Origin of the sequence: Paenibacillus favisporus (assembly GCF_040545415.1) — a bacterium.
GTDB classification, from domain to species: Bacteria; Bacillota; Bacilli; order Paenibacillales; family Paenibacillaceae; genus Paenibacillus_AQ; species Paenibacillus_AQ favisporus.
In genome coordinates this window covers 195,436-220,333 of sequence record NZ_JBEPLV010000007.1, presented here as the reverse complement: position 1 = coordinate 220,333, position 24,898 = coordinate 195,436, and the positions used below count along the sequence as shown (strand labels likewise).

Sequence of the window (24,898 nt, the reverse complement as noted above, 5' to 3'; positions counted from 1 at the left end):
TGTTTCATTTCTCCGACATTTCTCCGACATTTTGTCACAAAGTGGCCGTGATGTATGTCAAGGAATCAGGTATAATAGATGAGATTGGTAAAATATTGAGGTACCTGTCTTCAGTGGTAAAGTTTTTATTATGAGCAGCAGGTGAGAGAATTTTGAATACCAGACAATTGAAATGGCTCAGTTATTTAACGTTTGTCGTGATGTTTTTTGCGACGTTCGGCGGAACCGTGGTCACCAAGACCGATTCCGGACTCGGATGCGGGCATGAATGGCCGCTGTGTCACGGTGAGTTCGTTCCGGCGCATACCATCGCCTCATTAATTGAATATTCGCACCGGCTGGTCAGCGGGCTGGCAGGACTTACAGCAGTCGCGGTGGTGATCGCCTTCCATCTGTTCGCCAAGAACCGGCGCGACCTGCGCACGTATTCGGTGTTGACCCTAATTTTCGTATTGGTTCAGGCTGTCATGGGGGCAATGGCCGTCGTGTACGACCAGTCCTCGGCCGTGCTTGCCTTCCACTTCGGTTTCTCGCTGATCGCGTTTGCCAGCTCGCTGATGCTGGCCTTAGGCGCCCGCAGGATGGACAAACTGGGCGAGGCTTCGTACCCGTCCGGCGGTACGTCGCGCGTCAACGCGACCTTCCGCGGTTATACATGGGCCGTAACCATCTACTCCTATATCGTCGTTTATATCGGAGCATATGTCAGCCATACCAACTCGGCGGGAGGCTGCCTGGGATGGCCGCTGTGCAACGGGAAGTTCATTCCCGAGCTGTCCGGAGGGGTGACTATCGCGTTTGTCCACCGGATCGCGGCACTGCTGCTGCTGATCGCGATCGCCGTACTGGCCGTCTGCGGCTACCGGCTGAACCGTGGGAACCGGGAGCTCCAGGGCCTCGGCATCGCCGCGGTAACGTTGTGCCTGATGCAGGTGTTCAGCGGGGCGGCGATCGTGTCGACGCTGAACAAGCCGGAGGTTTACATCTTTTCCGCGCTGCTGCACAATCTGCTGATTTCGTCTCTGTTCGGCGTGCTCTGTTATTTGAGCGTACGTGTCTGGCAGACCGGAAGGGCGACGCTTCAGCAGCCGAAGTCCGCTTCGGCCGCCCGGGGAATCGGCTTTGAGCCGCAGGGCGGCAAACGATGAACTGAATACCGCTGCACATCCAAAGTCCGCGAAGTGATTCGAGGGCTTTGTTTGTAAGTTTATTTATTATTTTTTGGCTTATTCTGGAGAGGAATGATCGTGTGAGCTATCAAAATTTACGCCAATGGCTCGAAGCCTTGCGCAAGGAAAATGACCTGAAAGTGATCGAGGCTCCCGTGGATCCGTACCTGGAGCTGGCGGAGATCCACCGCCGGGTCATCGACGAACAGGGGCCGGCGCTGCTGTTTACGAATGTACAGGGGACTCCGTTTCCCGTGGCTACGAATCTGTTCGGTACCAGCCGGCGCGTAGATATGGCGTTCGGACCGCGTCCGGAGGAGCTGATGAAGTCCCTGGTGGGTGCGCTCGATACGATGCTCCCGCCGACGCTGTCGGCGCTGTGGAATGAACGCGGCCTGATCAAGGACATTCTAAAGGTAGGCATGAAAACCGTTCCGATGGGCGATGCACCTGTGCTCGGCGTCTCCCGCAGCGACCAGCCGCTGAAAGACCTGCCGCGGGTCACAAGCTGGCAGGAAGACGGCGGCCCGTTCATTACGCTGCCCCTCGTTTATACGGAGAGCCCATCGCGGCCCAAGGACCACAATCTGGGCATGTACCGCATGCAGATTTATGACAACCAGACGACCGGTATTCACTGGCAGATCCATAAGGGCGGCGGCTTCCATTACCACGAAGCCGAGCAGCGCGGGGAAGCGCTGCGCATGACGACGTTCCTTGGCGGACCGCCGGCCCTGATCGCGTCGGCGATTGCGCCGGGCCCGGAAATGCTGCCCGAGCTGCTGCTCACGTCTATGATTCTTGGCGAAAAGCTGCCGATGGTGGAAAATCCGCTCGGCGGGCACCGGATTCCGGCGGAAGCCGAGTTTGCGATCAGCGGCCTCGTCCCGCCGTTCGAACGGCGTCCGGAAGGCCCGTTCGGGGACCATTACGGCTATTACTCCCTGATGCATGACTTTCCGGTCTTTCACGTCAACCATATGTGGCACCGCAAGGACGCCATTTATCCGGCGACGATCGTAGGCAAGCCGCGGCAGGAGGACTATTTCATGGGCGAATTTCTGCAGCGTCTGCTGTCGCCGGCGTTCCCGCTCGTCATGCCTTCGATCAAATCGCTGTGGACGTATGCCGAGACGGGATTCCATGCCCTTGCTTCGGCTATTGTCCGCGTCAGTTACTCCCGCGAAGCGCTCGTATCCGCCTTCCGGATGCTGGGCGAAGGTCAGTTGTCCCTGACCAAATTTCTGATCCTGACCGACCAGCCGGTCGATCTCGAGAACGCCAGCGAGCTGCTGGAAACGGTGCTTGCGCGGTTTAACCCGGCCGTCGATCTGTTTATATTTAATAAGACATCCCACGATACGCTCGATTACACCGGACGCAAGCTGAACCACGGCAGCAAGGCCGTGCTGATGGGGATCGGGGAGCCGGTTCGCGAGCTGCCGCGTGCTTATGAGGAGGGGCCGATCGCGGAGATCGAACAGATTGTTCCTTACTGCGGAGGATGCCTCCTTGTCTCAGGCGCAGGGTACGAGGACGAGCCGGAGCTGCCGGAGCGCCTGCTGCAGCGGCAGCAGGAGAAGGGAACCGAATGGCCGCTCGTCCTTCTGGTGGACGATGCCCGCCAGACGGCAGCCGACCAGACGTCCTTCCTGTGGACGGTGTTTACGCGCTTCAACCCGGCCACGGACATCTATGCGGGTGCCGAAGTGCGGAATCACCATCTGTCGTACCGACTGCCGATTGTAGTGGATGCACGCATGAAAACCGGGTATCCGGACGAACTGATTCCGCGGGAGGATATCGTCAAGAAGGTCGATGAACGCTGGAACAGTTATTTTGCGTAAATACTGATCAGGGAGAGAATGCCGATGCTGCGAACGCTGCTTGGAGAGATGCCCCGCCAAAATAACGGGCTGCTCGAAGATGCCATCGAAACGATGGTGGAGACGATCCATTTGCTCCAGGACGAGATCGAAAAGAATGAGGATCCCAGCCATGATTATCGCAAACTGGAGATATGGACACGCGGTTTGGTGTCTTCCCTGGACGAATTGGAGCAGAGCTGGTATGCCGCTTCCTTTTTCCGTCAATCGGTCAAGGCCGGTTATGTGGATGACATGACGATTGAGGAGCAGGCCGAGTACGCCAGGTACGTATACTTCTATAAAAACGGGTTTATCCGCGTGTTTTCCGTTCTGGACAAGCTCGGTACGGTGCTCAATGATCTGTTTGATCTGAACACGCAGAAGACCAAACCGCATTTTTCCTATTTTACGGTGCTCCGGCAGTTTCACTACATGAAAACCCATGAAGGCCTGGCCGGACAGCTGTCAAAGATCAAGGACGAATACAAGAGCGCCCTGAACGTGCTGCGCAAACGGCGCAATGCGGAGGTTCATTACATGAACTCCGAGATGCAGGATGACTTGTGGCAGCGGCACCAAGGTCTTAAGGATAAGGTCGAGCTGGAGGATCTGGACCAGCATTTGAGCGAGCTGAAGCAGGGGCTGGACATGGTATGCAAGTCGCTCTCGGCATCCTTTCATTACGCCAACAAGCTGTGGAAAAAGGAAGGTATGCATCCATAAAGGGATACAACAAATTTCCTTTTGACAAAGTGGGCAAATATATCTATACTGTAAAAATGAAAACACGTCATCATTAATTTCATAATCTTTTCTTATCGAGAGAGGCGGAGGGACAGGCCCGATGAAGCCCGGCAACCGATTTGAGCACGGCATCCGCCGTTACTCGAATGTCATGGTGCTAATTCCTACAAGCTGCAGCTTGAGCTGCAGGTTGGCAGATGAGAAGGCAGCGACTTTTACAAATAAGGGAGCCCCTTTTCTGATTCTGTCAGAGGGGCTTTTTATTTTGCCTGGATTCGATAGAATAGACTGGTCATTTAGATAGATTATGCGAACCCTATTCGGGTAGGATAGGGGGAAGAGAGGGGGCCCTTCGGTTGATCGAACTGAAGCAGCTGACGAAAAGGTACGGCCAAGGGGCAAAGGCGACGGAGGCTTTGTCCGGGCTGAACCTCAGCATTAATAAAGGAGAAATTTTCGGCGTGATTGGCCACTCGGGCGCAGGGAAGAGCACCTTGATTCGGTGCATGAACCTGCTGGAACGCCCGACCTCTGGAGAGGTGTGGGTAGGCGGCGTTAACCTGACGGGCCTGAGCAAGCAGCGGCTGCAGAACGAACGGCGGAAGATCGGGATGATTTTTCAGCATTTCAATCTGCTGAGCTCGGCAACGGTCTATGACAACATCGCCTTTCCGCTCCGGTTGGCCCGTAAGGGCAAGGCGGAGGTGGAGGCCAAGGTTAACGAGCTGATCGCGCTGGTCGGGCTGGAAGCCCATCGCAATAAATATCCGGCCCAGTTGTCTGGAGGCCAGAAGCAGAGAGTGGGCATCGCCCGCGCGCTGGCCAGCGATCCGCAGGTGCTGCTGTGCGACGAAGCCACTTCGGCGCTCGATCCGCAGACGACGGATTCAATCCTGAAGCTTCTGCTGGACATTAACAAGAGGTTCAATCTGACGATCGTCCTGATCACCCATGAGATGCACGTCATCCAGAGCATCTGCGACCGGGTGGCCGTGATCCATCAAGGCGGCATCGTTGAAGAGGGAGCGGTCACGGACGTATTCCTGAAGCCGCAGCACCCCGTGACCAAAGATTTTATCCGCGGGGAGCAGAGCCAGGGCGAACCGCTTGAGCTGGCTGCCCAGGCTTCCGGAACGGGTTCGGCGCAGGCTGTGAAAATTACGTTTCTCGGCAGCAAAACGTACGAGTCCATCCTGTCCCGGACCGTACGCGAGACGGGGGCGGATTTCGCCATCCTGCAGGGCACCATTTCCACCATTAAAGATACCCCGTACGGGCAGCTGATCGTCCGCTTTGAGGGCGGACGGGAGCAGATCGATGCGACGCTCGCGAAGCTGAGCGAGCAAGGGCTTGACGTGGAGGTGATGAACTGATGTGGGGTTTGGATTTTTCCTCGGTTGACTGGAACGAGATCGGCGTAGCCACCCTGGATACGCTGAAAATGCTCGGGGCTTCCGCGGTGTTCACCTTTATCCTCGGCCTTCCGATCGGCATCGTGCTGTTTATGGCATCACGCTCGACGACGGGCTGGGTGCGTGCCGTCTATGCGGTCATTTCCTTTATCGTGAACATCCTTCGTTCGGTCCCGTTTATCATCCTGATCGTCGCCCTGATCCCGGTCACGAAAGCGATCGTCGGCGTCACCTTCGGGGTGCTGGGGACGATTCCGCCGCTGGTGATCGCCGCTGCGCCGTTCTTCGCCAGACTGGTGGAAACATCGCTGCGCGAAGTGGACCGCGGCGTAATCGAGGCGGCGCATTCGATGGGCGCTTCGACCTGGCAGGTCATCACGCGGGTGCTGCTGCCCGAAGCAAGACCGGGCCTGCTGGCCGGAATTACGATTACGGTCGTGACACTCGTATCCTATACGGCGATGTCGGGGATGGTTGGCGGAGGAGGTCTCGGCGATTTGGCCATCCGCTACGGTTATTACCGCTATGAAACAACCGTCATGATTATTTCCGTCATCTTCATGATCGTGCTGGTGCAGCTGCTGCAAATGGCGGGCGACCGCCTGGTGCGTCACTTTACCAGAAAGTAAGGCGTACAACGTGTTTGGCTCACAGTCATGCATCCGGACCACCGGATTTGACCTGGAAAGGTAAGGCAGGTAACATCAAAGCACTGCCTTTCTAATATAAATCATATTATTCTTATGAATTTAAGGGGGATTTATCCAATGAAAAAATGGCTCGTTTCTTTTCTGACCTTGGCCCTGGTTGTCGTGCTCGCCGCTTGCGGCAGCAAGCCGAATAACAGCAGCAGCGATGCTGCGGGCGAATCGACGGACAAACCGGCTGCAGCCGAAACGGTTACATTGACGGTTGGCGCGACGGCGAAGCCTCATGCCGAAATTTTGAAGCATATCCAACCTGCGCTTGAAAAAGAGGGCGTGAAGCTCGTTATCAAAGAGTTCTCCGATTATGTGCAGCCGAACGTGCAGACGTTCCAGAAACAGCTCGACGCTAACTTTTTCCAGCATCAGCCTTACCTCGACAATGAAAACAAACAGCGCAAGATGGACCTTGTTCCGGTCGTAGGCGTTCACCTGGAGCCGCTTGGAGCTTATTCCAAGAAGTTGAAAAGCGCTGACGAAATTCCGGACGGCGCAACTGTCGGCATTCCGAACGATGCGACAAACGGCGGACGCGCGCTCAGCCTGCTGGCCAAACAAGGCTTGATTACTTTGAAGGATCCGAATAAAGTGGAATCTACGGTGAAGGACATTACCGCCAATCCGAAAAACCTGAAAATCAAGGAAAACGATGCAGCAATGCTGCCGCGTCAGCTGAGCGAATTCGACCTGGCCGTCATCAACACCAACTACGCGCTGGAAGCCAGCCTTGATCCAACGAAGGACGCACTCTTCATCGAAGGCAAAGACAGCCCTTATGTTAACATCCTGGTGGCCCGTCCGGACAACAAAGACTCCGACGCCATCAAGAAGCTGGCTGCTGCCCTGACTTCCGACGACGTGAAGAAGTTCATCGAAGACACGTATAAAGGTGCCGTTATCCCGGCATTCTAAAGCCTGCGCAATGGCGCAGCACAGCCGCAAGGGGTTCATCCCCTGCGGCTTTTTTATTTGCATCTGCGTCGGGCGGACATTTTTTATTTGGTTCGCTTTTCCTCGCGGCCCGGCTGTACTGGGTTTCCAAGTTGCGGCGGTGCAATGAAATCTTTTATACTATACAGGATCAATGATCTTGCGTGAGGTTTGTACATACATACACCATTATATTTTTAATAGGAATGATGTGTCATCGAATGGATCAAAGGATGGGAAGTTCGGATAGCAGAAAGGAGGGTGGCATTTTGAGGGGAAAGGTTGCCCTGATCACAGGCAGTGCCAAGGGACTTGGCAAAATGACGGCGCTCACGCTGGCACGTTCCGGCTGCGACGTTGCGCTTAATTATGTCCATAGCCGCCGCGAAGCGGAGGAACTGCGGGCGGTCATCGAGGGACTGGGCGTGCGCAGCATCGCCGTGCAAGCCGATGTCTCCGACACGGGCCAGCTGGAGCATTTGGTGGCTCGCGTCGAGTCCGAGCTTGGCAGTCCGGACATCGTCGTGAACAACGCGGGACCTTTTATCCGCGAGCGTAAACGGTTCTCCGATTATACCCAGGCGGAAATTTTGTCGCTCATCCAAGGCAATCTGGTCGGCACGATGCTGCTGGACCATTTGGTGCTGCCTGGGATGCGGACTAAGCGCTGGGGAAGAATCGTCCACTTCGGCTTCGGCCATGCGGCGGAATCGAGAGCGTGGCCGCACCGGGCGGTGTACGCCGCCGCCAAGACCGGACTGGTTTCTTTTACGAAGACGCTGGCGGTCGAGGAGGCCCCGTACGGCATTACGGTGAATATGGTGTGTCCCGGGGACATCCGCGGGGATAACAAAGAGAAGACCATTGCCGAGGTCGCCGGGTTGCAGGACGGAGAGACGCCGCGGGGGAGACCCGGCAGCGGCGAGGATATCGCGCGCGTGATCGAGTACTTGTGCCGCGACGCTTCCGATTTTATCACCGGCAACATTATGGACATCTCCGGCGGGCTGGATCCGATCCGTCCCTGGATTGGTCCGGCAGATCACGGGATGTGAGACCTCATTTGTTCACGTTGCAGCATGTAGAAGGCTATTCCGAGAGCTAATGCGCAATAGAAGCAGAGCACGGCAAAACCTGCCCAAGGCAAGAGCGGATAATATCCTAACTGTGGCGTGTACAAACTGATGACCTGCGGATATTCCGGAATACTCTGCTGGACCGCGAATCCGGCCGCTGGAGTGAGCCGTAGAAGCCACTGGGCCGCGTTAATGGGTATAACGTTTGCTAAAATGTAGGGAAGGACGAGTACCGTAAGGCTTGCAGTGATCGCCACAAATCTTCGCCGGAATATGGCAGCAAATGCGGCAGCTAAAATTGCACCCAAGGCGAGAACGGCCGCCGTACCTAACATGACCCGCAGCTCCGTGAGCAAAGGAACAGGAAGGATATGGTTACCTTTTGAAAGCAAAATTTGCTTGCTGAGTGGGATCGTGATCGTGGCGGCAACAATGCCGGCCACGAAAGCGGCCATACCGATGGTCATCCCTTTCGCTGCCAGCAGCCGCTCCAGCCGATGCAACGCGATTTGCGGATTTCGTACGAGTTTCCGCCTGTAGTCCGCGGTGACGTACAGTACGGACACAACGATCACTGCGACCAACCCCGTCAGCATGCCGATCAGGGGGCGCTCAATGGTCCAGCTGCCCTCAACTCCGAGTGGCGCGATATCTCCGGATCCGGTTACCGTGATCGTATCGCCGGACTCCTTAACCCCCCCATAATGGTGAGCCGGTTCGCCGGTTCCTATTCCAATATCGTCATGGCTCCATTTCTCGTCAAAGGCATCACCCTGCAGCTTAAGATGATCAAACACAGCGGTTGCATTGGCAAAGCGAATTTTGGCTTCGGAGACCGATACATCCCCGGGGGACGTGACGAAGAGTCCGACCTGCACGGAAGCAGGCGAATCTGCTAGGTCAGCCGCGCCAATCTTGGTCCACTGCTGGCCATCCACAGATTCATAGCCAATGATCGTTTGATCGGAGCGAGTAAGCCGCAACCAGCGCGGGACGCTGCCCGGGTGACCCGGAATGTCCTCGAAAAAGTTGGATTGCATGCGAACCCCATGGCTGCCCGTAACCATTATCGCTGCGTATGGGGATCCCTGTTTCGTACTGTCTTTGATCATGATCCCGGCCTTCGCCCATGGCACAACGCCTGGTACAATGAGGTCATTGTCCGGCGGGGGATAAGTAATTTTGCCAGTCAGTGAAGTTACGCGAGCGGTAATGCTGCCGTCTCCGGTTAACGTTTTGTGTACGAAGTAGAACTTATCGGTTACAGCTTTGCCGTCCGGCCCTAATAGAGTAGGGGGGCCTTCGTTCGAACTCGCAGCGAGGAACAGCCCAGGCAGGATGGTAAGCAGTGCCGTGACCGCGATCCCGATGATCCAGCCGCGGACGGAGTGGAATTTGGCCCACTCTGCCAGCAGTAATTTCGTGAAGCCCTCAGCCTCTCTGTGTATGCTCGGTTTTATCGTCATCTCCCTGGCCTCCTATAATATCTTATATCAATGTACCTCGATACTCACTATAAGATAGGCAAGGTTAAATGACGGTTAATTTTTCGGCAGCATGACGGTTACTTCTGAAAAACTTCCGATTTCACTCTGGATAAATACGTTGCCGTTGTGCTTTTCTATGATCGTCTTGACGATCGAAAGCCCCAGCCCACTGCCTCCCAGTTCTCTGGAACGAGAGGTATCCACTCTATAAAGCGGTTCAAAAATATTTTCCAATTCATCCTCCGGGATGCCTATGCCCGTATCCCTGACTATAATGACATCAAAATCGTCATGCTGGGCTGAGGACACCACGACTTCTCCATTGCTCTTATTGTATTTTACGGCATTCTCAACCAGATTAAAGAAGGCCCTTTGCAAAAGCGCCTGTTCACCGAAGGCCATGATGTCAGGGATGTTGTTAACTATACGGATGTTATGTACTGTACAGCTTTCCGACAAAGCCGAGATCAGGCTATTAAACATTTCTTTTACATTAAAGTGAATACAACGATCGGCGTGAAACACGCTGTTCAGCTTGAGCAGATCATTAACTAAGGTAATCATTCGTTGGGCGTTTGCATATGCATCTTCCAAAACTTCTTTATATTCTTGCACGGTAGGCTTTTCATCCAGCTGCAAAACCTCAATATTCGCAATCATACCGGATAGCGGTGTTCGCAGCTCGTGGGCGGCATTGGCCGCAAATCGCTTTTGATGATTGAATGACTTCTCCAATTTTACAATCATCTGGTTGAAGGAAGCGGCGAGCCTGGCAACTTCATCATTCGTATCAAATCCTTCAATCTGCTGAAACAATTTATTTTCGTCAATCGATTCTATGCGTTTGCTCAGATCGGCGACTGGCCGTAACGCTTTCCCGGCAACGATGTAGGAGCTGACCGTACCTAATACGATCATTATGAACATGTAAACCATGCTGGTGAAGGTGAAATCATTACTTGGAGTTTCTGAATGGAATGGGCCGATCGAATGGGCATCAGGCGGGGTGCTTATAGCCGGATTCAATGGGGAAGGGGTTAAATGCCCTTCAGCAGGGACCGCATAAATGTGATGTGCGTTAAAGATAGAAGAGATCGTCAACAGCACGCAGATACCCGTAAGGACAAGGGCCGTCAGAAAGGTCAACCTCAGTCGCAGCGGTATTTTATTCAGCGGTTTCATCAGCAACCTCCTTTGAGATGAAATATCCAAGCCCTCTGGTATTTTGAATGAGTCCCTTATCTCCGGTATGTTTGGCAAGCTTCTTTTTTAAAGAATTGATATGTACTTTGAAAGAGTTGGAGAACAGGTTCGCCTCGCTGTCCCAAACGTGCTCGATTAGCTCCTCGGCACTCATGATCCGGCCTTTGTTCAAAAAAAGGCATTCCAGGATAGAATATTCCTTTTTGGTTAACTCGATCTTTTGATCGTTAACACTAACACACTTGAGGGCGGTATCCACGGTGATATTGCCATGCGTATGGACGGAATCCTGTTCAATAAATTGCCTGCGGAGCAAGGCGCGGATTCGGGCTTCAAGCTCTTTGAAATGAAAGGGTTTTGACAGATAGTCATTCGCCCCGGCATCAAGGCCGGAAATTTTGTCTTCGACTTCCGTTCTTGCCGATAAAATCAAGACCCGAAGCTGCTTATTCGTCTTCCGAACTTTTCTGAGAACATCCATCCCGTTCATTTTAGGCAGATTCAGATCGAGTATAACCAGATCGTAGGCATAAATTTCGATAAGCTCTAAAGCAAGCTCGCCATCATTGGCCGGATCAACGCCATAGCCGTATTTTTTCAAGCCATTGCACAGAGCTTTTCGCAAAGACATTTCATCTTCAACCACTAAAATCCTCATGACCCACCTCCGTTATGACATCTACTTGAATTAACCTTCGTTACCTGCTGTACCTATGCAAAAAAAGAGACCCGTCTTCGATGAAGTCAGGTCTCTTCTTGCTATTGAATGGGATTAGAATACTTGAATAACGTCGTTGATTCCTTCAACTTCCTCAACGAGGGCGCGTTCGATCCCGGCTTTCAATGTAATGGTGGAGCTTGGGCAGCTGCCGCAGGCACCCATCAGTTTCAACTTCACGATGCCGTCTTCCACGTCAACCAATTCCACGTCGCCGCCATCGCGTTGAAGGAACGGGCGAAGCTTATCAAGCACTTCCGCTACTTCATCATACATGGTGCTCTGTGCGTTTTCGCTCATTGATTTCAACTCCTTTCCTGTAATCCTTATTATATTACAAACCGAGACAAAATAAAATGGCTATATATGCTGCATCGGACAAGACCGTTGATATTATCTGCTTCACCCGGTAAACTAAGATAAGGCCTACCTAAGAATCAATACCTAAAGCAGGTGATATCATTGAGACCCATCATCGAGTTTTGCACCAACAACATGCATTTCGGAACCGATGAAGTCATGGAGAAGCTGGAGGAGAATCCGGATTACGACGTTATCGAATACGGATGCCTGAGCAATTGCGGCCAATGCGCCATGATGCCCTTCGCCATGGTGAACGGTGAGATTATAGATGCTGACAGCGCCGATGAGCTGTATGAGGCCATTATGGCCAAAATAAAAGAACTCGAGGCTTGGGACAGCCTCGAGCTGGATTAGCCGAAATGGCGTCTGGACTTCCAGAGTACCCCGCTTTTCAACAGGCGGGGTACTCTTCCTTTTACCGAAGTTTTCCCCATCAGGCCAAAGCCCGCCTTGCTGCCAAGCGATCCAAGGGTTCCACGAAGGTGGATCTTGTGGATCTTCGGCGTTTCGCCTTTCCAGAGCGCATGGATCACATCAGCCACTTGTCTGGCCTGAGCTCCTGCCGCCTGGGCGCTGGGAGCGAACGGAATGCTGGCGCAGTCCCCCACGACATACACTTCCGGGTAATCCGGAATTTGGGAATACGTGTTGACCACGACCCGGCCTCCTGGATCCTTCGGCACGTTCAAATCCTGAACGACCTTCACCGGCTGAATGCCGCCCGTCCAAACCGCGGCGTCAGTGTAGATTGCTTCATCCCCGTTATAGACGATACCGTCTTCCAACCGGCACACGGATATGTGGGAGCGCGTATTCACTTCATGATCCATGAACCACTGCTCCACGTACAAGGAAACCGTCTGCGGGAAGGAGGAGAGCACCCGGCTGCCCCGGTCCAGAATCGTGATGTTAAGATCCGGACGGCTCTCCCGCAGCTCCGCAGCCGTTTCAACGCCGCTGAGGCCGCCGCCGATAATATGTACGTTTCCGTACGGCTTGACATCATTCAAGCGCTGATAGGTTTGGCGAGTGCTTGAGAACGTCTGGATGCTGTTCGTGAATTGATCCGCGCCAGGTATGCCGTGATAACGGTCGGTACAGCCCAAGGCGATCGTCAGGTAGTCGTATTCGATCGGGTCGTCGCCTTCGAGGTGTACCCGCTTGCCTTCCAGATCGATGGATGTGACTTCGCCGTATTTTTTCGTGAGCTGGGGATGGTTCGGAAACTGGATGCGCAGATCATAGTCGCTTGCCGTCCCTGCCGCAAGCGCGTAATACTCGGTTTTAATGCCTTGGAAAGGCATGCGGTCAATCAAAATCAGCTCCATATCTTGGGGGAAGTGGTTGTTCAGGAGACCTTGAATCAATGCAAGGCCTCCGTAACCTCCACCCAGGATGACGAATTTTCTCATATGTCCGTCTTTCCTTTCTCATACGTCGGCTTTGAGGAAAGGTATAAAATTCCTCTTACTTATTCATAAACTTTTATTTCATTATAAAACGTGTCGCGTTCCACTGGAATGCGTCCGGCGCCTTTGACTAGCCAGATCAGCTCATCGCGGGTGAGGCCTTCCGGAGTGAGCGCGCCTGCGGCGTGGCTGATGCGTTCCTTAAGGATGGTGCCATGGACGTCGGATGCCCCGAAGCTCAGCGCAACCTGGGTCAGCTGCGGCCCGATATTAATGAAGTAAGCCTTCACGTGGTCGATGTTGTCCAGCATCAGACGGCTGATGGCAATGGTCTTCAGATCCTCGTAGGCGGAGTTACGGCGCATGATGCCGGCATTTTTATTTCTTGGCTGCATGGAAAGAGGAATAAATACCATAAATCCGTTCGTTTCGTCCTGAAGGTCGCGAATCTGCATCATGTGGCGGATCCGGTCTTCATGGGACTCAATCGATCCGTACAGCATGGTAGTATGCGTCTTCATGCCCAGGTTATGCGCCGTCCGGTGCACCTCGAGGTATTGCTCGACGTTAGCCTTTTCCACCCGCATTTTTTTGCGGTATTGGTCGGACAAAATTTCCGCACCGCCGCCGGTCAGCGATTTCAGTCCCGCTTTTTGCAGCTCCTGCAGCACTTCCTTGATGCTGAGGCCGCTGATGCGGGTGAAAAAGTCGATTTCGGCCGCTGTATAGGCTTTAAGCGTTACGTCCGGGAAGCGGTCGGTCAGCGCCTGCAGGGAATCCACATAGTATTGGAAAGGCACGTGCGGGTTATGTCCGCCAACGATATGGAATTCCCGGACGCCCGGATGAATGTGCTGCTCAATGTATTCAACCATTTCAGGACCGGAATACGTATAGGAGCCTTCATCACCAAGGTCTTTGCGGAAGTTGCAGAACGCGCAGTGCGCCTCGCAGACATTGGTAAAGTACAGGCTCATGTTTTCGATGAAATATACTTTTTTACCGTTCTTGCGCAGGTTGGCTTCGTTCGCCAGCTGCCCCAGCGTCAGCAGATCATCGGTTTCATACAGAAATACTCCATCCTCGAGGTTCAGCCGCTCACCCTGGCGGACCTTCTCGATGATTTCCTGCATGCGTCTTTCGGTGTTCGATGTTACAATAGTGGACATTTCCATTCCTCCTGTTCGCATTTTGGTCGTGCGGAAGACACGCCCTTTGCAGGACGCAAGAGTCAACCCGCAGCGCCTGGAAGGAGTCCGGCGTTCAACCCGTCCAGTCGATTTGCCAATTTTATCGGTCAGCGTCTTCCATGTACCGCAGAGGATATGTATTCAGCGGATCATCCAAGCCGTAAGGCCAGACGCTTTGGTAAGCACTCCGGAGAGGCTTTTGGCCGGTAAAGAAAAAGTAGGGGCCCGCCTTTTTAGATTATAGGATGTATACATTTTTCAACGAAGCCGAAGAATTCTATAATCCCAAGACAAACATCCGCCAAGCGCGGCCTGTCTTCTGTGAATGAATCGATAGACTTTTTTATGTGAAAAAAGTTACAACCCAGAGTGACAGACCGTTGTCTTTTCCATGACAAATTACCGACACTTGCTCCCTCATTACCCACCTATTATAAACCGCCTATCCGGGGTCCGCAATACAGTTATAAAGAATCGGCATGCGGAGATCCGGAAATCATACCATCTTTAAGGATCCTGCGAAGGGGGCAAATGTCGTATAAATCCTCCGGATTAAGCCTGATTATAGCTTTTGGAGGTGCGAATACGGCCTTCCGAAGGCCTTTCTGGTACATCATGGGAACGGAGTGGCTGCTGCCGGGCGGAACCTCTCTTGAGGCGAACAACGTTGTGGAGTATACTAAAGGTAAGTGCAATGTACTCACAGAGCGGGACTTTTGCTCGGCCGCCTTTCAGGTGCGCTGCTGAAGCCCTGCAATGAATAAATTCACATCAGTTAACCAAGGAGGGTTACCTATGATCAACATTAGCGATTCCGCTTCCGATAAGCTGAAAGAAATGCTCGCCGAACAGGAAATTCCAGGGATGTTCCTCCGTCTTGGGGTACAGGCCGGCGGATGCAGCGGATTTTCTTACGCTATGGGCTTCGACGATGCCGAAACCGAAGATGATGTATACATGGACGTTAACGACCTGAAGGTGGTCGTGGATAAAGAAAGCCTCCGCCTGATTGACGGGCTGGAAATCGACTTTGAGGAGTCCGGCATGAGCGGCGGATTCACCATGAACAATCCGAACGCTACGGCGACCTGCGGATGCGGTGCTTCGTTCCGTACAGCGCTCGATGCAGGCAAACCGGCTCCGGAGGAGTGCTAACGGGCACGCACTGCGGATGAATAAGACAAAAGGCTCACACCTTCTTCGTCCAGAAGCAGGTTGTGAGCCTTTTTTGTTCGTTAGGAGAGCCCGGGAACGATAAACGTTTTGTTCACCATCATGACGAGCATGGCCGCTGCCACGATTGAAAAGGCGATGCAGCAGGTGCCGAGCCCTTTGCGTCTGTCTTTCAGAAATTTAAAGCCCAAAGCAAAGATCAAAACGGTTGTCACGACCAGAGCAAGGGACATGCCGATCATGCCGACCCAGTATAATACCCCGAAAAATTGAGCCACAGCTGTTATCCTCCTTCGCAGGATATTCCAATTTTACACACTTCATTTCATTATATCCGATTTAGACAGGCACGCCAAGGCTCCGCTATCCCCCGTTTTTATGCGTTTATCCTTTTCTATGCACAAACATACAGGAGGGAACCCGTAGATACGAGTATGTTAATAACATAGGAGCATAGAAAGGAGGCGACAACATGGGGGGAAGACAGCTGGCAAGCAAATGGCTGAAGACCGAAGCGCTGCTGACGGATCCGGATGTTGCCCCATATATTCCGCAGACCCGGTCTATGAGCCGGGAGAACCTCCAGCAAATGCTGGGGATGTATGACTTTGTCGTCGTAAAACCGGTCGTCGGCGGAGGCGGTTACGGTGTCATGAAAATATCCCGTACCGGCAGCGGTTATAGTATAACCAGATTCTCTCAAACCTATTATTTTGACAGCTTCTCCGGCATGTACAGCGGTTTTCGGAAGCTGAAGGTGAGAAGGACCTATTTAATTCAGCAGGGAATTAAATTGGCCCAGGTCGATGGGCGTCCGATCGATTACCGTGTCAAATACGTCAAAGTGGACGATCGTTGGGTCATTACCGCAATGGTGGGACGAGTCGCGCGCAGCGGACTATTCGTAACCAATCTGTGCAAGGGCGGTTTTTTGCTGAAAGGCCGCGTTGGCCTGAGCCGTTCCCTGCCGCAGATTTCTTCCAAAGCAAAGCTTAAAGAGATGCGTTCCCTTACTCGGCGCTGTACAGCAATTCTGGAGCGGCGTTTTCCCGGCATCGGCGAGCTCGGCTTTGACTACGGCCTGGACAACAGCGGGAGAATTTGGATTTTTGAAGTAAATACGCGCCCTCAATAAATCAAACTGGCAATGTTTAGGAGATTATAGGCGGGGTAATATCATTTATATAAGACTATGAAAATGGAAAAAAATTTTTGAAGCCGGGTGGTATGCACAGCACCTGTGTATAACATTTATCCCCAAAATCCACTGCAATTTTGTTGGTATTCCGACACTTGCTAACAAATTATACACAGGATTTCCACAACAGGTTGTGGATAAAGCGAACGCTTGTTCTCTTATGCGATGTTTGATATGATAGTTTTGAGGAAAATTAAGGAAAGGATGTGAAGATAATGGCTATGTTGTCGGATGAATTGCTGCTCGATTCTTATCATATGGCCGTGGAACTCATGCTGGATCATGATTTCATCGCTTTACTCCTGGCCGAAATCCACAAGAGGAATCTAGAGACTTCATCAGAGAGTTTAGTTCATTAGGACACATCCCGGTACACATCCACAAATGCTGTTGTACTATAAGCCGCATATGACGTGGAAGTTATGGAAGGTGTGGAGGTGTAACATCTATTTTCCAGATTGGCAGCATCGCATCAAAATGAGGGTATCCTATCTGAATCATGATTTCATGACGATCAGATCAGGATACCCTCTTTTTTTGTGGCCCAATTTGCGCGTTACTTCGGGCTAGAGTTTCATATTGCTGCTGTGGCCGGGAGACAGCTTAGCTTCCGGATCAATGTATACCTTCGCGTTGTTGACCGCAGTCGGCGCCTCGCCGAATCCTACGGCGATAAGCTTCAGCTTGCCCGGATACGTGGTGATGTCTCCGGCGGCGAATACGCCGGGAATGTTCGTTTCCATGCGGGAATCCACCACGATGGAGTTGCTCTCGATCTGAATGCCCCAATCGGAGATCGGGCCAAGGGAGGATACGAAGCCAAAGTTCACGATGACGTCGTCGACTTCGATCTCCTGCGTTTCTTTGGTCTTCACATGGGACAAAGTCACCTTGGTAATCGTGTCTTCCCCGTGCAGAGCGGTGATTTCCGTCGGCGTCACGACCTGAACCTTGGACGCCATCAAATTTTCGACGCTGTGCTCATGCGCACGGAATTTGTCGCGGCGGTGGATCAGCGTGACCTGCTCGGCGATCGGCTCCAGCATGAGCGCCCAGTCTACCGCGGAGTCTCCGCCGCCGCTGATCAGCACCTTTTTCCCCTTGAAGCGGTTTAAGTCATTCACAAAGTAGTGCAGATTCGTTTTCTCAAATTTCCTAGCGTCTTCAAGCTCCAGTCTGCGGGGTTCAAAGGCTCCGACCCCAGCCGTAATAATGACGGCTTTGGAGTGGTATTCGCCTTTATCGGTCGTCACCACAAAATGGCGCTCGTCCTGCTTAACGAGGGAAGTAACCTTTTCCTCCAGTCGTACGTTCGGCTGGAACAGGTCCATCTGCTTTTGCAGATTGTCGACCAGCTCCTGTGCCGTTACTTTAGGGAATCCGGCCACGTCATAAATGTATTTCTCGGGATATAAGGCTGCAAGCTGCCCGCCAAGCTGGGGCATACTTTCAATGAGTGTGACTGATGCCTGACGCATCCCGCAATAGAAAGAAGCGAACATGCCTGCAGGACCTCCTCCGATAATGAGCAGGTCGGTTATGTCAGCCGGCTGCGATGTCATTAGTGTAAGCACCTCCAACAAATATAAATAAGAACGCTAGCGAAATTAAGCACGCTGTATATTCTTCAAATTCCATCTCATTATAATACATCCGGGCTTCGGCTGAAAAGTTTACATCCTATTTTGCAAATTTTCCGTTTGGATCAGAGAATAAACTTGCCTGAAAACTGGAATGAAAAGGAAAATGAAAGCAGCATGGCTGCTCACTTGGAAGGCCAAATAATACTTGATCTTTTATGGGAAAGTGGCTATCATTTTAGTTATGTGCGGGCAGGTTTTGGTAGTATTCCCGCTGTTTTTTTTCTCACACAGGCTGCCTGTGATAAAAAGATTCATTGAAGTTCAAACTAATGTGTAATATTTCACAATAACATTTGTAATGGTTCACAAATATATATAGAGACCGACATTTTGGAAGGAGCAAGATGATGAGCAACATTCCCAAGATAGTAATCCTTGGTGCGGGTTACGGCGGCATCCTGACAGCACAGCGCCTTCAAAAGGAATTGAATTATAATGAAGCGGACGTAACGCTTGTTAACCGTCACGATTACCACTATATTACGACCCATTTGCATATGCCCGCTGCCGGTACGGACAGCGTCGAGAATACACGGGTACCGATTTCGAAGCTGATTGACGAATTCAAGATCGATCTGGTCAAATCCTCCGTTCAGGAAATCCGTCCGCATGAGAAGAAGGTCATCCTGGAGGACGGGACGCTCTCCTATGATTTCCTGGTTATTGCCCTCGGCGGGGAATCCGAAACCTTCGGCATTCCGGGGATGGCTGAATATGCGATGACGATCCGCAGCATCAACTCGGTGCGGCTGATCCGCAAGCATATCGAGTACCAGTTCGCGCTGTATAAAAATGAACGCAGTCCGCAGGAAAGAATCAATTTTGTCGTCGGGGGAGCGGGCTTCAGCGGCATTGAGTTTGTTGCCGAGCTGGCCGACCGCATTCCGGCACTGTGCAAGGAATATGATGTCGATCCGAATCTTGTGAATGTCTACAATGTGGAAGCGGCGCCGACGGCGCTGCCGGGTTTTGCTCCGGAGCTCGTGGAATATGCCATGGAGGTGCTCCGCAAGAAAGGCGTAACCTTCAAAATCGGCGTGGCCATCAAAGAATGCAAGCCGGACGGCGTAGTGCTTGCGACCGGTGAAGAGATCAAGGCGGCTACGGTGGTGTGGACCGGAGGAATCCGCGGCAACCATATGATTGAAGCGGCCGGCTTTGAGACGGCAAGAGGCCGGGTGAAGGTTGACGAGTACTTGCGGGCGCCTGGCAGCGACCACATCTATGTCATCGGGGACAACGCCCTGATTATGAATCCGGAAGGGCGTCCATATCCGCCGACGGCGCAGATCGCGATGCAGCAGGGCGTGTGCTGCGCTCATAACATCGTCACGGCAATCCGCGGCCAGCAGCCGAAAAAGTTCGAATACAGCAACAAGGGCACCGTCGCTTCCCTGGGTAAAGGTGAAGGTATCGCAGTAGTAGGCGACAAGCATATCAAGGGCTGGCGGGCAGCTCAATTGAAGAAGATCGTGGATATGCGCTACCTATTTATTATCGGCGGCATTCCGCTGGTATTGAAGAAAGGAAAATTCCTGTAATGAGGCACTGCAGTGTTCAAGTCCGCGCGTTGTTGACCCGGGACGAACTGGACCGTTATAACGCCTTGATGGAAGTGGGATCGTTCCTCGAGGATCAGAACCGGTACGATCTGTCGTACACGGTCCAAAAGGAAGTGGACATCCTCATCCTGCCGGCCATTGAAAGGCTGAAGGAAAAGGGAAGGGACCGCGACCGGGCGACCGCCGAATTTTTGGAGTCGATGAAATCGCAGCAGGATGAACAACAGGAAGAGGACTAAGGAAACAGCAAAAAGGTTTGCCCTGAATTTACTCGGGGCAAACCTTTTTTAAAACTTCCTTTAGACGCGGTCTGTCTTCTTTGAAGGTACGTCGATAGACGTTCTTAATATATGAAAGTAAGTATTCTAAATTTTCAGCATGTCTTCAAAAGATTCCGGCGTCAGAATCGCTCCTACGAAGAAGCCGCCGAATTCGGCATAGCGGGCGCTGACTTCATCAAAGCGCATTTCATAGACCAGCTTCTTGAATTGAAGCGCGTCCTCGGCGAACAGGGTAACTCCCCATTCCCAATCGTCGAATCCGATGGAGCCGGTAATGATCTGCTTCACTTTGCCTGCATAGCTGCGGCCGATCAGCCCGTGGCTGCGCATCATGTTGCGGCGATCGTCCATGTCAAGCATGTACCAGTTGTCGGCCTGATCGCGCTTTTTGTTCATCGGATAGAAGCAGATGTACTTCGTCTTCGGCAGAATCGGCTTCAGACGGGCAACGACATGCGGATTTTCCATCGGGTCGCCTTCGCCGGAACCGGCGAGATAGTTGCTGAGCTCGACGACGCTGACGTAGGAATAGGACTTCGTCGTATATTGCGCAAACAGCGTTTTGTTAAACGCAGTCTCGATAGCGTTCAGGTCTTCAAGCGTTTCGCGCAGGTGCATGAACACAAAATCAGCCTTCTGCCCGATGATGCTGTACACCGCTGTGCTGCCCTGCTTGCTGGACTCCACCTCGGACCATTCGTTCAGGAACGCCTGGAGCTCGTCCAGCGCCATGGCGCGGTCTTCGTCGTCGGCGGCCTTCCATGCCGCCCAGTTCATGGAACGGAAATCGTGGAGAGCGTACCAGCCCTCCAGAGTTGATGCTGCTTCATTCATCTATGAATCACTCCTATAAATAGTTGCCTGTAAGCGGATCCCAAGGCTACTTGCTGGACCCGAGTATCAGGGTCGTTGACATTTTTCTTCATTGTAGCTCAACCGCAAGCGCAAGAGCAAATGAAGTCACAATCTATTCACCGATTGTTCGTTGATTCGTGACCGTTTTTTTAGTAAACTAACTACTAGTCCACAAAACGTGGCAAGACTGTGAACGGCCTGTTTGTATCCGTTTTAGCGGGGCGAAACAAAAGAAGAGGTGACTTGGCTGAGATGCAATTTATACCCGTTCTCGTGCTGATGGTGTTATTTTTTGTCATGATGTTCGGCATCGGCTTTATTTTGAATATGTTAATGAAAACGACCTGGTTCCCTTGCTATTTGTTTGTCATCGTTATTTTACCGGTGGTCGTATACTCTTTATGGGACCGCAGCCAAATGTCGCTGCTCAGTCACTTGGAGTCTTTTCGCGTAGTCGACTATTTAACGGGGGTAGCCGGACTGGCAGGTGCGGTCATCAGCGGCTGGTCCATCCAGAAGCTTCGCAGAAGCGGATTTAAAATGTTCTAGGCCGGCAACCGGCCGATTTCGAAACAGCTCTCCACCCGGGGGGCTGTTTTGCGCTATCCCGGCGCTGAAGGGTTGAATGATGGGGGGACGGATGGATGTGGAGAAAAGCATTGGGTCTGGTGCTTGCCGCCGGGCTGATGGGGGGAGCTTCGTTACCAAACGCGATGGCGGCGTCCGCGGGAGAGCAGATGATGATTCCGCTCCGGACAGCGGCTGAGGCGCTGGGCGCCAAGGTGCTGTGGGACGGGACGGACAAGCGGGTTCAGGTCTCGCTCGGCAAAACCCGCTGGAAAATCACGCCCGGCAGCAAGCAGTCCTTGTTGGACCAAGCGCCGTATGAACTTGCGCGTACCGCGGTGACGGACGGCGGAGGAGCGCTGCTCGTGCCGCTCCAATCGTTTACCGGGGCTTTGGGCATCCGGGGAACTTGGGCGGACCATCGCTGGTCCCTCGATCCGGATGACTGGAAGGGGCGAGCGATCTACTGGATGACCCTGCTGCGCCATGGGAAATGGGAAGAGGCGGGACGGATGATGGATGCATCCTTATCGGATGCTTATCCGCCTTCGTCGCTTCCAAAGTACGAAGAACGGCTGGAAAAGCTGTACGGCCTCGACTGGAGCCTGCTGCATGCCGAAGCCTATACGGATTCCGTACGCAGCAACGCCCGCCTGGTCTACCAGACGCCAAAAGGAGAGACGTTCGGCATGGAGCTCCGGTTCAGCCCGGAGGGGTTGCTGGACGATATCGCCTGGATCGAAAATGTGACCAGCAGCTATCGGGCACCCGCCTATGACTACCCGGAAAAGTACACGGAGGAAGAAGTGCAGGTCGGCCAGAGCCCTCTGCTCCTTCCAGGCACGCTGACGCTCCCCCGGAACGTTCAGGAGAAGGTTCCCGCGCTTGTGCTCGTTCACGGCTCCGGACCCAATGACCGGGACGAGTCTTCCGGGGGAGGCAAGCTGTTCAGGGACCTGGCGGTGGGGTTGGCCGGCGAAGGGATTGCGGTGCTCCGCTACGAAAAGCGGACGCGGGAATACCCGCTTCGTTCCGCCACCCCGTCCTTTACCGTTCAGGAGGAGACGGTTGACGATGCCGTCAGCGCCGCTGCCCTGCTGGCCGCCGATCCAAGGATCGATCCGCGGCAGATTTATGTGCTCGGCCACAGCCAAGGCGGGATGCTTGTCCCGCGCATCATCGCTTCGGATGCGGGCAAGCATATCGCCGGCGCGGTCGTGATGTCCGCCCCATCCGGACCGCTGGAGGACCTGATGCTGATGCAGTACCGGGGAATATTGGAGCGGGCGGAAGAAGAGGGAGCTTCGGATGAGAAGCTGGCCCGTCTGCAAAAGCAGGTGGATACATGGGAAAAAGCCGTCGCGCTGCTGAAGGACCCCGGTTATTCGAAGGAGCATCTGCCGGAACATTTTCCGCTGCCGAACGCGTATTGGTGGTTCGATTTCAGAAACTACAGCGGGCCGCTGCTCGCCAGAAATCAGAACGTCCCGATGTACATCCTCCAGGGGGAGAATGACGTGCAGGTCCCTCCGCCGAGCCTCAAGGTGTGGAGAAGTGCGCTGAGCCAACGAAAAGACGTAGCCTTTAAGTCATATCCGGGACTTAATCATATGTATATATATTATAGTAAGAACTCGACCGGTGAGGAGTACAAGCTGCCCGGCAATGTGCCTGAGGAGGTCATCACCGATGTCGCAAACTGGATTCATTTGGGGATGAAAGACTTGTCGAAAAACGGAGAAGAAGCGGACCCTTTTGTGATAGAATAGAGAAAGTCTACGAATCGATGGGAGGGAGCATAGATTATGCATATGAAGAGCCTGCTGCATTTTACCGAAAACCACCGGTACTGCGTGTTCCGTGATTTTGGTTTAAGCAGCCTCGACAACCGAATGCTCAGCTCCGTATACCAGCCCATGGTCGGGGCATTTGCCATCAGCTTATACCACCTGCTGTTTCAGCATATCCCGGCAGAGAAGCTGGGCTACTCCCGGGTTGAACAGCAGCGGCGCATTTTCCTGTCGCTTGGGCTTGAGCCGAGCGAGAAGGGACGCAAATATCTGATTGAGCAGGCTTCCCGTCTGGAAGCGGTGGGGCTGCTGCAATCCTGCCGGATTTACGTGCCCGAGCAGGAAGATTACATGTACGAATACGAGCTCCAGGCACCACTCTCGCCGTCGGAGTTCTTTAATACACAGCATTTGACGCTGCTGCTGCGCGATAAGATCGGCAAATTTGCCGTCCTGTCGCTGCGCGAGGAGCTGTGGTCGAAGGAACCGGAAGAGTATGCCGGATCATCGTCCGTCCATAAAGAAAATATTTCATTGGCCTTTTACGATATTTTTGAACTGAACACCCATGTGATCGATTACGAGCTGGAACAGGCGCTGTCTGAGGTATCCACGTCAAGACAGCCTGGACTTCGGGTTCTCGATGAGGAAGGGGCGCTGAATTATTCCGATATCATCCTGCGCTTCCCGCGGGATTCCGCCAACCGCCGGCATGTGGAGGGGCTGCGCTTCAACCATGAGCAGATGGGCGTCATCAATTTTGTCGGACGCAAATACGATCTCAGCGTCCAGGACATTTGCCGCCTGCTCGATGAGGACGGCATCTTTGGGCCCGACGGCGACATTCTGCTCGACGAGTTCCAGCATAAGGCCAGCCTGCAGTTCCGTCAGGACAAGCGGCGCCAGGAACAGCGGGACGTGTACGCGGGGAAGGTCATTTCCTTCCGGCAGGCGGAAACGGAAGAAGAGCAGGCTCCGCTGGAGCATGCCGTGCAGATGGAATATTACGTCGACGTTCCGGTTCAGTTCCAATCCAAATGCGACATTCACCAGTATAATATGATGCTTCGGAATGAGCCGTATACGAAGCTGCTCAGAACTTATTTTCCGGGCTCGGTGCCGGACAATTTTATCGATATATTCGAGAAGATCGACCTCAGCTACAAGCTGCCGGGTGAAGTCATCAATGTGCTGATCCACTACTTGATGTCCCTGTTGACCGAAGGCGGGAACGACCAGCGGATCAACCGCAATTTTGTCGAGGCCATCGCCTCCAACATGCTGCTGAAGCAGGTCAACTCCTATGAGAAAGCCGTGGAGTACATCCGCGACCAGTCCAAGGTCAAGGGAAAGCAGGCCGCAGCAGCCGGCGGTGCAAGAACCCGTACATACGGCGGCAAAACGGTGAAGATGAAGCCGGATATCCCGCTGGCCCAGGAAGACGGGCAGGGCGGCGATGTCAGCGAGGAAGAGTTTGAGGAAATGCTGCGTATGGCAGCTGAAATGCAGGCAAGCAAGAAAAAGGGCGGCATATAGAACCGCCTGAAGAGAGGGGA

26 protein-coding genes and 1 riboswitch are annotated in these 24,898 nt (G+C 53.1%); of the genes, 17 read left to right on the top strand and 9 right to left on the bottom strand.

Translation table 11 applies throughout. The features are described 5' to 3' along the window. The first annotated feature begins 152 nt into the window (after positions 1 to 152). The 7 genes from ABID47_RS27345 to ABID47_RS27315 all read left to right on the top strand — a co-directional run bounded on the left by ABID47_RS27345 (position 153) and on the right by ABID47_RS27315 (position 7,882). A complete protein-coding gene (locus ABID47_RS27345) occupies positions 153 to 1,148 on the top strand; it encodes a COX15/CtaA family protein (protein WP_354501499.1) in 996 nt (331 codons plus the stop codon). A 101-nt stretch (positions 1,149 to 1,249) separates the two neighbouring features. Then, complete coding sequence (locus ABID47_RS27340) at positions 1,250 to 3,016, top strand: UbiD family decarboxylase (RefSeq protein WP_354501497.1); 1,767 nt, start codon at positions 1,250 to 1,252, stop codon at positions 3,014 to 3,016. 24 nt (positions 3,017 to 3,040) lie between these two features. Further along, complete coding sequence (locus ABID47_RS27335) at positions 3,041 to 3,760, top strand: Cthe_2314 family HEPN domain-containing protein (protein ID WP_354501495.1); 720 nt, start codon at positions 3,041 to 3,043, stop codon at positions 3,758 to 3,760. A gap of 89 nt (positions 3,761 to 3,849) precedes the next feature. Further along, positions 3,850 to 3,985, top strand: a riboswitch (SAM riboswitch). Positions 3,986 to 4,137: 152 nt separating this feature from the next. Next, positions 4,138 to 5,154, top strand: a complete 1,017-nt coding sequence (locus ABID47_RS27330; RefSeq protein ID WP_354501493.1) for a methionine ABC transporter ATP-binding protein — start codon at positions 4,138 to 4,140, stop codon at positions 5,152 to 5,154. Continuing rightward, positions 5,154 to 5,822, top strand: a complete 669-nt coding sequence (locus ABID47_RS27325) for a methionine ABC transporter permease (RefSeq protein ID WP_354501491.1) — start codon at positions 5,154 to 5,156, stop codon at positions 5,820 to 5,822. Before ABID47_RS27330 ends, ABID47_RS27325 begins: the two co-directional genes overlap by 1 nt. A 138-nt stretch (positions 5,823 to 5,960) precedes the next feature. Beyond that, complete coding sequence (locus ABID47_RS27320) at positions 5,961 to 6,809, top strand: MetQ/NlpA family ABC transporter substrate-binding protein (protein ID WP_354501489.1); 849 nt, start codon at positions 5,961 to 5,963, stop codon at positions 6,807 to 6,809. A gap of 287 nt (positions 6,810 to 7,096) precedes the next feature. Next, positions 7,097 to 7,882, top strand: coding sequence for an SDR family oxidoreductase (locus tag ABID47_RS27315; protein WP_116234116.1), 786 nt, complete (start codon positions 7,097 to 7,099; stop codon positions 7,880 to 7,882). Here ABID47_RS27315 and ABID47_RS27310 read toward each other — a convergent pair. The 4 genes from ABID47_RS27310 to ABID47_RS27295 form a co-directional block, all read right to left on the bottom strand. Further along, on the bottom strand, positions 7,870 to 9,369 hold the full coding sequence (locus tag ABID47_RS27310; RefSeq protein WP_354501487.1) for a DUF1349 domain-containing protein: 1,500 nt from the start codon (positions 9,367 to 9,369) through the stop codon (positions 7,870 to 7,872). The genes ABID47_RS27315 and ABID47_RS27310 overlap by 13 nt on opposite strands. 75 nt (positions 9,370 to 9,444) lie before the next feature. Further along, positions 9,445 to 10,572 carry a sensor histidine kinase gene (locus ABID47_RS27305; protein ID WP_354501485.1) on the bottom strand — a complete coding sequence of 376 codons (1,128 nt, stop codon included), beginning with the start codon at positions 10,570 to 10,572 and terminating at the stop codon, positions 9,445 to 9,447. Beyond that, positions 10,556 to 11,251: a response regulator transcription factor gene (locus ABID47_RS27300; RefSeq protein WP_354501483.1), complete on the bottom strand. Its 696-nt coding sequence runs from the start codon at positions 11,249 to 11,251 to the stop codon at positions 10,556 to 10,558. Before ABID47_RS27300 ends, ABID47_RS27305 begins: the two co-directional genes overlap by 17 nt. Positions 11,252 to 11,365: 114 nt before the next feature. After that, a complete protein-coding gene (locus ABID47_RS27295) occupies positions 11,366 to 11,611 on the bottom strand; it encodes a NifU family protein (protein ID WP_076173718.1) in 246 nt (81 codons plus the stop codon). 162 nt (positions 11,612 to 11,773) lie between these two features. Between ABID47_RS27295 and ABID47_RS27290 the strand changes: the two genes are divergently transcribed. After that, a complete protein-coding gene (locus ABID47_RS27290) occupies positions 11,774 to 12,028 on the top strand; it encodes a YuzB family protein (RefSeq protein ID WP_076173719.1) in 255 nt (84 codons plus the stop codon). On the opposite strand, the gene ABID47_RS27285 is transcribed toward ABID47_RS27290, so the two are convergent. Next, entirely contained in the window at positions 12,025 to 13,086 is a 1,062-nt protein-coding gene (locus ABID47_RS27285) for an NAD(P)/FAD-dependent oxidoreductase (RefSeq protein ID WP_354501480.1), read from the bottom strand. The two genes, ABID47_RS27290 and ABID47_RS27285, sit on opposite strands and share 4 nt — an antisense overlap. Positions 13,087 to 13,145: 59 nt before the next feature. After that, positions 13,146 to 14,252 carry an aminofutalosine synthase MqnE gene (gene mqnE / locus ABID47_RS27280; RefSeq protein ID WP_076173721.1) on the bottom strand — a complete coding sequence of 369 codons (1,107 nt, stop codon included), beginning with the start codon at positions 14,250 to 14,252 and terminating at the stop codon, positions 13,146 to 13,148. Between the two features lie 816 nt (positions 14,253 to 15,068). On the opposite strand from mqnE, the gene ABID47_RS27275 reads away from it, so the two are divergent. After that, positions 15,069 to 15,428, top strand: a complete 360-nt coding sequence (locus tag ABID47_RS27275) for a HesB/IscA family protein (RefSeq protein WP_076173722.1) — start codon at positions 15,069 to 15,071, stop codon at positions 15,426 to 15,428. A gap of 80 nt (positions 15,429 to 15,508) precedes the next feature. On the opposite strand, the gene ABID47_RS27270 is transcribed toward ABID47_RS27275, so the two are convergent. Beyond that, complete coding sequence (locus tag ABID47_RS27270) at positions 15,509 to 15,724, bottom strand: hypothetical protein (RefSeq protein ID WP_076173723.1); 216 nt, start codon at positions 15,722 to 15,724, stop codon at positions 15,509 to 15,511. 194 nt (positions 15,725 to 15,918) lie between these two features. Here ABID47_RS27270 and ABID47_RS27265 point away from each other — a divergent pair, with 194 nt between their 5' ends. Continuing rightward, positions 15,919 to 16,581, top strand: a complete 663-nt coding sequence (locus tag ABID47_RS27265; protein ID WP_354501477.1) for a YheC/YheD family protein — start codon at positions 15,919 to 15,921, stop codon at positions 16,579 to 16,581. A 278-nt stretch (positions 16,582 to 16,859) separates the two neighbouring features. After that, a complete protein-coding gene (sda, locus tag ABID47_RS27260) occupies positions 16,860 to 17,003 on the top strand; it encodes a sporulation histidine kinase inhibitor Sda (protein ID WP_089548462.1) in 144 nt (47 codons plus the stop codon). Between the two features lie 207 nt (positions 17,004 to 17,210). Here the strand turns inward: sda and ABID47_RS27255 are convergent, their stop codons facing one another. Further along, complete coding sequence (locus ABID47_RS27255; protein ID WP_076173725.1) at positions 17,211 to 18,206, bottom strand: NAD(P)/FAD-dependent oxidoreductase; 996 nt, start codon at positions 18,204 to 18,206, stop codon at positions 17,211 to 17,213. A gap of 156 nt (positions 18,207 to 18,362) precedes the next feature. Here ABID47_RS27255 and ABID47_RS27250 point away from each other — a divergent pair, with 156 nt between their 5' ends. The 3 genes from ABID47_RS27250 (at position 18,363) to ABID47_RS27240 (ending at position 20,088) form a co-directional block, all read left to right on the top strand. Next, on the top strand, positions 18,363 to 18,545 hold the full coding sequence (locus ABID47_RS27250) for a hypothetical protein (RefSeq protein ID WP_354501474.1): 183 nt from the start codon (positions 18,363 to 18,365) through the stop codon (positions 18,543 to 18,545). Positions 18,546 to 18,634: 89 nt separating this feature from the next. Next, entirely contained in the window at positions 18,635 to 19,828 is a 1,194-nt protein-coding gene (locus ABID47_RS27245) for an NAD(P)/FAD-dependent oxidoreductase (RefSeq protein WP_354501953.1), read from the top strand. Next, positions 19,828 to 20,088: a hypothetical protein gene (locus ABID47_RS27240; RefSeq protein WP_116234121.1), complete on the top strand. Its 261-nt coding sequence runs from the start codon at positions 19,828 to 19,830 to the stop codon at positions 20,086 to 20,088. Before ABID47_RS27245 ends, ABID47_RS27240 begins: the two co-directional genes overlap by 1 nt. Positions 20,089 to 20,214: 126 nt before the next feature. Here ABID47_RS27240 and hemQ read toward each other — a convergent pair whose 3' ends face one another. Beyond that, positions 20,215 to 20,964 (bottom strand): hydrogen peroxide-dependent heme synthase, encoded by a 750-nt coding sequence (hemQ, locus tag ABID47_RS27235; protein ID WP_076174040.1) that lies wholly within the window; start codon positions 20,962 to 20,964, stop codon positions 20,215 to 20,217. Positions 20,965 to 21,237: 273 nt separating this feature from the next. Here hemQ and ABID47_RS27230 point away from each other — a divergent pair, with 273 nt between their 5' ends. From ABID47_RS27230 to ABID47_RS27220, 3 genes are all read left to right on the top strand, one after another. Beyond that, entirely contained in the window at positions 21,238 to 21,534 is a 297-nt protein-coding gene (locus ABID47_RS27230) for a YuiB family protein (protein ID WP_076174042.1), read from the top strand. A gap of 95 nt (positions 21,535 to 21,629) precedes the next feature. Continuing rightward, a complete protein-coding gene (locus ABID47_RS27225) occupies positions 21,630 to 23,321 on the top strand; it encodes an alpha/beta hydrolase family protein (protein ID WP_354501471.1) in 1,692 nt (563 codons plus the stop codon). A gap of 36 nt (positions 23,322 to 23,357) precedes the next feature. After that, on the top strand, positions 23,358 to 24,878 hold the full coding sequence (locus tag ABID47_RS27220; RefSeq protein ID WP_145029324.1) for a replication initiation and membrane attachment family protein: 1,521 nt from the start codon (positions 23,358 to 23,360) through the stop codon (positions 24,876 to 24,878). Positions 24,879 to 24,898 lie beyond the last annotated feature (20 nt).